Source organism: Microbacterium sp. Bi128 (assembly GCF_918698205.1).
This window is the reverse complement of the sequence record NZ_CAKKMM010000122.1, coordinates 1-10,607: the sequence shown is the minus strand read 5'-3', so window position 1 is coordinate 10,607 and position 10,607 is coordinate 1. Positions and strand designations below refer to the sequence as shown.

Annotated in this window: 9 protein-coding genes; 8 read left to right on the top strand and 1 reads right to left on the bottom strand. The window is 69.9% G+C overall.

Annotated elements, in window-relative coordinates:
* Positions 1-119: 119 nt before the first annotated feature.
* The gene (locus LQV45_RS10955) at positions 120-935 is read right to left on the bottom strand and encodes an NADH:ubiquinone oxidoreductase subunit 4 (chain M) (protein WP_230007046.1); all 816 of its coding nucleotides are present in this window, start codon (positions 933-935) and stop codon (positions 120-122) included.
* Between the two features lie 83 nt (positions 936-1,018).
* On the opposite strand from LQV45_RS10955, the gene LQV45_RS10950 reads away from it, so the two are divergent.
* The 8 genes from LQV45_RS10950 to LQV45_RS35885 form a co-directional block, all read left to right on the top strand.
* Positions 1,019-2,815, top strand: a complete 1,797-nt coding sequence (locus LQV45_RS10950) for a proline--tRNA ligase (protein WP_230007045.1) — start codon at positions 1,019-1,021, stop codon at positions 2,813-2,815.
* Positions 2,816-2,965: 150 nt separating this feature from the next.
* The gene (locus tag LQV45_RS10945) at positions 2,966-3,787 is read left to right on the top strand and encodes an aldo/keto reductase (protein WP_230007044.1); all 822 of its coding nucleotides are present in this window, start codon (positions 2,966-2,968) and stop codon (positions 3,785-3,787) included.
* 54 nt (positions 3,788-3,841) lie between these two features.
* Complete coding sequence (locus tag LQV45_RS10940; RefSeq protein ID WP_230007043.1) at positions 3,842-5,680, top strand: lipase family protein; 1,839 nt, start codon at positions 3,842-3,844, stop codon at positions 5,678-5,680.
* A 97-nt stretch (positions 5,681-5,777) separates the two neighbouring features.
* A complete protein-coding gene (locus LQV45_RS10935) occupies positions 5,778-8,282 on the top strand; it encodes a glycogen/starch/alpha-glucan phosphorylase (RefSeq protein WP_230007042.1) in 2,505 nt (834 codons plus the stop codon).
* 109 nt (positions 8,283-8,391) lie between these two features.
* Entirely contained in the window at positions 8,392-9,018 is a 627-nt protein-coding gene (locus LQV45_RS10930) for an HD domain-containing protein (RefSeq protein ID WP_230007041.1), read from the top strand.
* Positions 9,019-9,126: 108 nt separating this feature from the next.
* Complete coding sequence (gene nusA / locus LQV45_RS10925; RefSeq protein WP_138176965.1) at positions 9,127-10,116, top strand: transcription termination factor NusA; 990 nt, start codon at positions 9,127-9,129, stop codon at positions 10,114-10,116.
* A gap of 34 nt (positions 10,117-10,150) precedes the next feature.
* Positions 10,151-10,402, top strand: coding sequence for a YlxR family protein (locus LQV45_RS10920; protein ID WP_076490888.1), 252 nt, complete (start codon positions 10,151-10,153; stop codon positions 10,400-10,402).
* Positions 10,403-10,495: 93 nt separating this feature from the next.
* Positions 10,496-10,607: translation initiation factor IF-2 N-terminal domain-containing protein (locus tag LQV45_RS35885; RefSeq protein ID WP_374208186.1), on the top strand; the 112-nt coding region annotated here is incomplete at its 3' end.

Below are 10,607 nucleotides of genomic sequence, written 5' to 3'. Positions count from 1 at the left end.
GTCCTTCCCACCGGGCGGCGACCCGGCGCACGGCATCCCCGGACGGATTCGTGGCGTCGCCGGCGAAGGGCTCGAAGCCGGTCAGCAGGATCGTGGTCATCTCTCCACGCTACGTCGGCTCAGCCGAGGCTGAACTCCGCGCGGATCCGGTCGCGTGCGCCGGCGTACTCGGGGAGGCCGTCGAAGAACGCGAACTTCTCGCCGATCACCGAGTCGCGCGCACCGTCGGGCTCGACGACCCAGGTGGCGAAGGTCTCGGCGAAGTCCTCGGAGGCGTTCGTCGCGGCGTACTCGCTGACGAAGTCCTCCTCGTGCGCCTGGTAGAACTCCGCCGCGACCTCGGCGTCGACGCTGTCGCGCGCGGGAGCGTCGGTGTATCCGGTCCAGAAGCGCTGTGCGAAGTGCTCCAGGTCGGCGTCGGGGAGGAGACACCCGGCACCGCTCCATTCGGTGTCGCACTCGGTCGCGTCGGGGTCGACATCGTCGATGCCGAGGCTCAGCAGGTGTGCGTACTCGTGCACGAGCGTGGACAGCAGCAGGTCGGCGTCGTCGGCGTAGGCCAGGTTCGCGGCGAACACCCACTTCGTCGAGTCGTTCTCGTCGCTCGTGACGTAGGCGAGGGTGTCGCTGCCGGAGTCGTCGCCCGTGCGATATCCGGTGAGATCGGATGCCACGAAGGCGGGCGTCGCGACCCGCACGAAGTCGTCCCAGACCTCACGCGCCCGCCCTTCCGGCTCCGGGGTGAGCGTGCCGTCGCCCTGGAGGGCATACGTCCCGGTCGTGGCGAACTCGCCGGAAGACTCCGCCGCGGGCTGGCGGTGCCCCGTCCCGTACCACCCGCTCGCGCCGCCCACGGCACCGATGCCGACCCAGACCAGCACACCCGCGAGGAGGGCGACGGAGGAAGTGAGAAGAACGATCCAGCGGGTGCGCACCTGCTCACCCTAGATCGTGGTGGTCGGCGGAACGCGGCGCGAGCGCGGAGCCCCTGGCATCCACCGCTCTAGACTCGACTCTCGTGGTCACCCGTCTCTCGAACTACTTCCTCCGCACGCTTCGCGAAGACCCCTCGGATGCCGAGGTCACGAGCCACCGTCTGCTCGTGCGCGCCGGCTACATCCGTCGCAACGCCCCGGGCATCTTCGCCTGGCTGCCGCTGGGCCTGAGGGTCAAGGCGAAGATCGAGACCGTCGTCCGCGAGGAGATGGCGAACGCGGGCGCGTTCGAGGTGCACTTCCCGGCGCTGCTGCCGCGTGAGCCCTACGAGCAGACCGGCCGCTGGGAGGAGTACGGCGACGCGCTGTTCCGCCTGCAGGACCGCAAGGGCGCCGACTACCTGCTCGCCCCCACGCACGAGGAGATGTTCACGCTCCTGGTGAAGGACCTGTACTCGTCGTACAAGGACCTGCCGCTCACGCTGTTCCAGATCCAGGACAAGTACCGCGACGAGGCGCGTCCTCGCGCCGGTCTCCTGCGTGGTCGCGAGTTCACGATGAAGGACGCCTACTCGTTCGACGCGACGGATGCCGGGCTGGATGCCTCGTACCAGGCGCAGCGCGACGCGTACGAACGCATCTTCCAGCGCCTCGGTCTCGAGTACGTCATCGTCGCGGCCGACGCGGGCGCCATGGGCGGGTCGAAGTCGGAGGAGTTCCTGCACCCGACCCCGATCGGTGAGGACACCTTCGTGCGCTCGACCGGCGGGTACGCCGCCAACGTCGAGGCGTTCACCACGGTCGTGCCCGAGGCGCTGCCGATCGAGGGGCAGCCCGAGCCGGTGATCTTCGATTCGCCGAACACCCCGACGATCGCGACGCTCGTCGACCACTCCAACGCCCAGCTCGACGCCCCCGCCCCCGGCATCGCCGGTCCCGCGACCGCCGAGGCGGGGGAGTGGACCGCCGCGCACACGCTCAAGAACGTCGTCCTCGCGCTCACCCACCTCGACGGCACGCGCGAGATCGTCGTCGTCGGCATCCCCGGCGACCGCGACATCGACGACAAGCGTGTCGAGGTGGCCTTCGCCCCGGCCGAAGTCGAGGCCGCCACCGAGGCCGATTTCGCGAAGCACCCGCTGCTGGTCAAGGGCTACATCGGGCCCTGGTCGCCCACCGGCCCCGTCCTCGGCGAGGAGTCGGCGACCGGCATCCGGTACTTCCTCGACCCGCGCGTCGTCGACGGCACCGCGTGGATCACCGGCGCCAACATCGACCAGAAGCACGTGCACTCGCTCGTCGCGGGTCGAGACTTCGTCGGCGACGGTTTCGTCGAGGCCGCCTCGGTGCGCCCGGGCGACCCGGCCCCCGACGGCTCGGGTCCGGTCGAGCTCGCGCGCGGCATGGAGATCGGCCACGTCTTCCAGCTCGGCCGCAAGTACGCCGAAGCCCTCGGCCTGAAGGTGCTCGACGAGAACGGCAAGCTCGCGACCGTCACGATGGGCTCGTACGGCATCGGGGTCACCCGCATCCTCGCGATCATCGCCGAACTCAACAACGACGCGAAGGGCCTCATCTGGCCCGCCGCGGTCGCCCCGTTCGACGTGCACGTCGTGGCGACGGGTCGGGATGCCGTGGCCTTCGACCTCGCGGCATCCGTGTCCGGTCAGCTCGAGGCCGCCGGACTCGACGTGCTCTACGACGACCGCCCCAAGGTCTCGCCGGGTGTCAAGTTCGGTGACGCCGAGCTCGTCGGCATCCCGCGCATCCTCATCGTCGGGCGCGGAGCCGCCGACGGCGAAGTGGAGCTGTGGGACCGCCGCTCGGGCGAGCGCGAGACGCTTCCGGTGGCCGAGGCCGTCGCGCGACTGCAGGGCTGAGCCGCCCCTCGATTCACCGAGACTGCATCCCGCCGACAAACCCCCTGCGCGCTGCCGCGGAGTTGTCGGCGGGATGCAGTCTCGCGGGTGAGGGGCCGCGCGGATCCACCCTCGGCCCGGTGCGCGCCGGCGGCGGATAGCGTGGATGCCATGATCTCAGCGCCCCGCGTGCCCCTGTCCGACGGTTCGTCGATCCCGCAGCTCGGGGTCGGCACCTACAAGGTGCCCGCGGACGTCACCGCGGATCTGGTCGCCGGAGCCATCGCCGCCGGCTACCGGCACGTGGACACCGCCGCGCTGTACGGCAACGAGCGCGAGGTGGGCGAGGGGCTGCGCGCCTCGGGCGTCGCACGTGACGACGTCTTCGTCACGACCAAGGTGTGGAACGACGACCACGGCTTCGACGAGACCCTCCGCGCGTTCGACGCGAGCGCCGAGCGTCTGGGTCTCGACCGGGTCGATCTGTACCTGATCCACTGGCCGATCCCCAGCGCCGACCGCTACGTCGACACCTGGCGCGCTCTGGTACGCCTGCGCGAGGAGGGGCGGGTCACCTCGATCGGCGTGAGCAACTTCTCGCCGGCCCACATCGAGCGCCTCCGCGACGAGACGGGCGTCCTGCCGGTCATCGATCAGGTGGAGCTGCACCCGCGGTTCCCGCAGAACGCTCTGGTCGACTGGAACGCCGCCCACGGGATCGTCACCGAGTCGTGGGCGCCGCTCGCGCGCGGCGGCCTGCTCGACGAGCCCGTGCTCGCTGACATCGCGGCGCGGTACGGCAAGACTCCCGCGCAGGTCGTGATCCGCTGGCACCTCGACCGCGGTCTCGTCGTCTTCCCGAAATCGGTATCCCTGGACCGTCTGCGCGAGAACGGCGACGTGTTCGACTTCGTCCTGGATTCCGCCGATCACGCCGCGATCGCGAACCTCGAGACCGGCGAGCGCACGGGACGCGACCCCGACCTGGACTGACCGCCGGGCGGCGCCGCGGGCCTGAGGGTGCTGCGGGCTGTCTATCATTGCCGGATGCCCGCACGCCCCCGCCCCCTGTCGCGGCGGTGGAGCGCCCTCCCGGAACTCGTGCGCGATGCGCCGCCCCGTGTCCTGCTGATCGTCGGGGCGGTCGTCGTCGTCCTGGGCGTCCTCATCGTCACGCGCCCGCTCACCTCGATCGCGCTGCTGGGGATCTACGTCGGCGTGAGCGCGATCGTGACGGGCGTGGTCGAGATCGCCGGCCGGCCCGCCGGGGTGTGGCCGCGCATCGTGGCCGGCGCGTGGATCCTCGCCGGTCTGGCGGTGCTCGTCTGGCTCGGCCGCAGTCTCGAGCTCCTTCCCGCCGTCCTGGCCGTTCTGCTGATCATCGGCGGACTCGCCTCGATCGGCAGCGTCCTGCGTCCGGGACCGGCGAGCGTCCGGATCCTGCGTGGAGCATGGGGCATCGCCCAGTTGGCCTTCGGCGTGCTGTCCTTCACGTGGCCCGATGTCACGGTGCTCGTGCTGGCGGTGATCTTCGGTCTGCGCACGGTCGTGTTCGGCCTCGGCATCCTGGTGCGCGGGGCGCGCGGCATCCGTCGTCCGCGTCCGACGGAGACCGGCGGGGATGCCGCGCGCCGGGCACGCCGTCGACTCTCGCGGTCGCGCTGGGCGGCCGCGGGTCGGTACGCGCTGTCGCTCGTGCTGGTGGCGACTGCCGCCGGCGGATGGTTCCTCAACGACTGGCTGCAGGACGGCGCCCCCGTCGTCGACGCCTTCTACGACCCGCCCGCCGAGCTCCCCTCGGGGCACGGGCGACTCATCCGCTCCGACTCGTACCTCGGCCGGGCCCCCGAGAACGGCGACGCCACTCGCATCCTGTACACCACCCGCGACGCCGTCGACCGCCCCGCGGTGGCGAGCGCCCTCGTGATCGTGCCGAAGGATCCTCCGCCCGGCCCGCGGCCGGTCATCGTGTGGAACCACGGGACCACCGGAGTCGCGCAGGGGTGCGCGCCGAGTCTGCGTGACGCGTCGGCCACCCGGTGGTCGATCCCGGCTCTGGAACAGGCGCTGAAGGCGGGGTGGGTCGTCGTGGCCTCCGACTTCTCCGGCCAAGGCGCACCCGGCGCCTACCCGTACCTGATCGGCGAGGGCGAGGCCCGGTCGTCGCTGGACGCGGTGCTGGCCACGGGCGAACTGCGCACCGATCTCGTGCTGTCACCCGACACGGTCGTGTGGGGGCATTCGCAGGGCGGGCACGCGGCGCTGTGGACCACCGCGATCGCCCCTGAGTACGCGCCCGGCGTCGACGTGCTCGGCACCGCCGTGGTCGCCCCGGTCGCCGACCCGCCGGCGCTCGCGCGCGAACTCCTGTCGGGCCCGCCCAACGCGATGCTCTCGGTGCTGACCTCGTGGGTGCTCGTGCCCTACTCCGAGACCTATCCCGACGTGAACCTCGACGACTACATCGCCGAGGGGTCGCGTTCGATCGTGCTCGAGATGACGCAGCGCTGCCCGAGCGAGCCCGGAGTCGTGGTCTCGGTGCTCACCGCCCTCGGTGTCTCGGAGGACCGCCCCCTCTACTCCGCCGACCTCACCGACGGCGCGCTCGGACGCCGCCTCGCCGAGAACGCGATCACCCAGCCCCTGGGGACGCCGATGCTCGTCGCGTGGGGCGCCGACGACGAGGTGATCCCCCCGCGCCTCCAGCGCGAGTACGTCGACACGCTGTGCGCCGAGGGGCAGCCGGTCCGGTGGGCGACGTACGCCGGATACGACCACTTGCGCCCGATCCTGCCGAAGTCCCGGTTCCTCCCCGTGCTGTACGACTGGACCAAGGGGCTCATCGAGCGGCGCGCACAGGTCGTGGACGTGTGCGGTCTGCGCTGACCCGTGGACCCGTGGCGTGTGCGGCGTCAGGGTGACGATCTCGTGTCGATCCCGTTGCCTCTTGGCGCTCGCCGTCCGTTCTCATTACGGTCGAACCGTGCCCGACAACACCGCCTCCCCGTCCGAGCTCCGCCCGACCCACCCGCTCGCGCTGGCGCCCGTCGCCGCACCCGCGGCGTCGGTCGACGGCTTCGTGCGTCGTTTCCTGCAGAACCTGAACTTCGACCAGGGGGTGGCGCTGTCGGCATCCGATGACAACGACCGCTACTTGGCGCTGGCCGGGACCGTTCGCGACTACCTCATGGCGCGCTGGCTCGACGACCAGGCGCAGCAGGCGCGACAGCAGTCCAAGACCGTCTGCTACCTCTCGGCCGAGTACCTGCTGGGACGTCAGCTCGACAACAACCTGCTCGCGGCCCGCCTGACCGACATCGCCACCGAGGCTCTCGCGCAGTGCGGAATCGACATCGAGGATCTGCGCGCCCTCGAGATCGAGCCGGGCCTGGGCAACGGCGGCCTCGGACGTCTCGCGGCGTGCTTCATCGACTCGCTCGCCACCATGAGCATCCCCACCATCGGGTACGGCATCCGCTACGAGTACGGCATCTTCCGCCAGGCCTTCGCCGACGGACAGCAGATCGAACAGCCCGACGCGTGGCTGCGACTGGGATCGCCGTGGGACTTCCCGCACCCCGAGGCGGCGCAGACGATCTCGTTCGGCGGACGCACCGAGACTTATGTCGACGAGGGCGTCGAGCGCTCGCGCTGGGTTCCGGACTGGAACGTCCTGGCGGTGCCGTACAACATGATGGTCCCCGGCTACCACAACGGGCGGGTCAACACCCTGCGCCTGTGGCGCGCCGTGGCCACCAACGCCTTCGATCTGCACACGTTCAACTCCGGCGACTACGTCGAGTCGGTGCGCGCGCAGACCTTCGCCGAGAACATCTCCAAGGTGCTCTACCCCGAGGACTCCACGCCGCAGGGCAAGGAGCTGCGGCTGCAGCAGCAGTACTTCTTCGTCGCGGCCTCGATCGCGGACTTCATCGAGCACGTCCTGCCCGAGGGCTTCGACCTCGACACGCTCCCGGAGCGCGTGATCTTCCAGCTCAACGACACCCACCCCGTCATCGGGGTGCCCGAGCTCATGCGCGTGCTCGTCGACGAGAAGCACATGGAGTGGGATGCCGCGTGGGCCATCACCCAGAAGTGCTTCGCCTACACGTGCCACACGCTGCTGCCCGAGGCGCTGGAGGTCTGGTCGGTCGACCTGCTCGGACGACTGCTGCCGCGCCACCTCGAGATCATCTACCGCATCAACGACGACTTCCTCCTCGCGGTGCGCGAGCGTTTCGGCGACGACGAGATGCTCATCCGCGACATGTCGATCATCGGCGAGCACCCCTTCCGTTCGGTGCGGATGGCCTACCTCGCCACCGTCGCCGGATCCAAGGTGAACGGCGTCGCCGAACTGCACTCGCAGCTGCTCCGCGACAACGTGCTGAAGGACTTCGCACAGATGTGGCCGGAGAAGTTCACCAACGTCACCAACGGCGTCACGCCGCGGCGCTTCCTGCGCCTGGCCAACCCCGACCTGTCGGAGCTCATCACCGAGACGCTCGGGGCCGGATGGACCGTCGACCTCGAGCGGCTGCGCGGGCTCGAGGCGTTCGCCGACGACCCCGAGTTCCGCGATCGCTTCGCCGCGGTGAAGGCGGCCAACAAACGGCGCCTGGGTCGCGTGCTCTCCGCGCGCGACGGGATGACGATCGACGACGGGCACCTGCTCGACGTGATGATCAAGCGTTTGCACGAGTACAAGCGCCAGACGCTGAAGGTCCTGCACATCGTGAGCGCCTACGACGGCATCGTCTCCGGTCGCGTGCCGATCGAGCAGGTGCAGCCGCGGACGTTCCTGTTCGGCGCCAAGGCGGCGCCCGGGTACGCGATGGCCAAGCACATCATCCACCTCATCAACGCCGTCGGAGAGGTCGTCAACGCCGATCCGCGCGTGCAGGGCCGCCTGAAGGTGCTGTACCCGGCCAACTACAACGTGACGCTGGCCGAGAGCATCATCCCGGCCGCCGACCTGTCCGAGCAGATCTCGCTCGCGGGCAAGGAGGCCTCGGGCACCGGCAACATGAAGCTCGCCCTCAACGGCGCACTGACGATCGGCACCGACGACGGCGCGAACGTCGAGATCCGCCAGCTCGTCGGAGACGACAACTTCTTCCTCTTCGGCATGAGCGAGCCCGAGGTCGAAGCGCTGTGGGCCGAGGGCTACCGTCCCGCTGACTTCTACCACCGCGACGAGCGCTTGCGCGCGGCTCTCGACCTCATCGCCTCGGGGGCGTTCTCGAGCGGCGACCGTTCGGTGTTCGAGCCGCTCGTGTCGAACCTGCTGTACGACGACCGTTTCATGGCGCTCGCCGACTTCGGCTCGTACGTCGACGCCCAGGAGCGGGTTGACGCCGCGTACGCCGATCAGGACGGCTGGGTGCGCTCGGCGATCCTCAACGTCGCCCGCAGCGGCTTCTTCTCGTCCGACCGCTCGATGCGCGACTACCTCGACCGCATCTGGCACGCGACGCCCGTCAACTGAGCAGAGACGGATGCCACGACCCCGGTGTCGTGGCATCCGTCCCGCTCTGGCAGGAAGACGCCGAAGGCTGACCGGCGGGCGTCCGTTCGCGGCGCCGGCGCACGCGAGAGTGGGGGAGCGGGCCCCGTCCGCCCGCCCGAAGGAGCCCCGCCATGCCCCCGACACCGCCGCCGCTCGCGGCGCTCTCGCGCTGGCGCAGCAGTACCAGTCGCCCGCGATCACCGCCCACGCCCTGCGCTCGTGGCTGTGGGCCGAGGCGTTCGCGCGCGTGGACGGGATCTCGGGCATCGACCACGAGCTGCTCTACGTCGCCGCGGTGCTGCACGACATCGGCACGGTGACCGAGTTCGACAACCACACCCTGTCATACGAGCACGCCGGCGGTCATGTCGGCATCGCCCTCACCGCGGGGGCGGGGTGGGAATCGGCGCGGCGGGAGCGCGTGCTCGAGGTCATCGTGCGCCACAACTGGCCGCGCGTGGACCCGGCGCTCGACCCCGAGGGGTACCTGCTCGAAACCGCGACCGCGCTGGACATCTCCGGCGCCCGGCCCGACGCGCTGCCGTCGACGTTCGTGCGCGAGGTCCTCGAGGTGTATCCGCGAGGCGCGCTCGCGGCGGAGTTCGGTGCCTGCGTCGCGGACCAGGCGGCGCGCAAGCCCGATACGGCTGCGCGGCGGCTCGTCGACGGGGGAGTGCAGGCCAAGCTCGCCGCGAATCCCCTCGAGCGCGTCTGACGCCGATCGGAACCGCTCCTCGGGTCGCGAGGGATGCGGCATCCCGGGTATCGTAGGAGGGTTGTCGGTACCGGTTGTGCCGACGAGAGCTGAATACGGAGGATCCCGATGGACATCGATCTTGCACTCCTGAAGACGATCGAACGCGAGAAGGAGATCCCCTTCGACGAACTCGCGCGCATCATCGAGCAGGCGATCCTCACCGCCTACGCCAAGCACATCTCGCCCAGCGGCGAGATCCCCGCCGGAGCGCGCGCCGAGCTCGACCGCAAGACCGGCCACGTCGGCATCTTCACGCCCGTCCTCGATGACGAGGATGTCGTGATCGGCGAGGAGGAGCAGGCTCCCGACGACTTCGGCCGCATCGCCGCCTTCGCCGCGAAGCAGGTCATCAGCCAGCGTCTGCGCGACATCGCCGACGACGCGGTGCTGGGCGAGTTCCGCGGAAAAGAGGGGGACATCGTCGCCGGTGTCGTGCAGCAGGGCCCGAACCCGCGCATGGTGCACGTCGACCTCGGCACGGTCGAGGCGATCCTCCCGCCCGAGGAGCAGGTCCCGGGCGAGACCTACGCGCACGGTTCGCGTCTGCGCGTCTACGTGACGTCGGTGTCCAAGGGCAACAAGGGCCCCCAGATCACCGTGTCGCGCACGCACCCCGGTCTGGTGCGCAAGCTGTTCGCGCTCGAGGTCCCCGAGATCGCCGCTGGGCTCGTCGAGATCGTGTCGCTCGCGCGCGAGGCCGGCCACCGCTCCAAGATCGCCGTCAAGGCCAACGACCCGACCGTCAACGCCAAGGGCGCCTGCATCGGCGAACTCGGGCGCCGTGTCCGTGCCGTGACCGAGGAGCTCGCCGGCGAGAAGATCGACATCATCGACTACGACGCCGAGCTGCCGAAGTTCGTCGCCAACGCGCTGTCGCCGGCCAAGGTCACCTCCAGCTTCGTGCTGGACGCCTCCACCAAGGCCGTCCGCGCCCTCGTGCCCGATTACCAGCTGTCGCTGGCGATCGGCAAGGAAGGGCAGAACGCCCGCCTGGCCGCCAAACTCACCGGGGCGAAGATCGACATCCAGCCCGACAGCATCCTCGAAGACAACTGAGCGTCCGATCGCCCGGACGACGGCGAGGTGTACGATGGAACCAGTACGAACGTGCGTCGGATGCCGCGCACGTGCCCCTCGATCCTCGCTTCTGCGTGTGGTCGCGGAGGGATCGGTCCTCGTCAGAGACGAGCGGGCGGTTCTACCGGGACGGGGTGCGTGGGTGCATGAGACGGACGCGTGCGTCGGGAAAGCTCTCGCACGCCGCGCCTTCGTACGAGCATTGCGTGTGTCAGGCCCGCTTGACACGCAGACCTTCGAATCAACCCTCCAGCGAAACGGCTGAACGGCTATGGACACGAAGTGAACGGCTCGAAATGAGACCCGTCCGCAACTAACGGTCTGCCCTGTCCGGGGTAGGCCCTGAGACAGGAGAATTGTGGCAAAACCACGCGTGCACGAGATCGCTTCCGAGCTCGGCGTCGACAGCAAGGTCGCGCTTGCGAAGCTGAAGGAGCTCTGCGAGTTCGTCAAGAGCCCCTCATCCACCA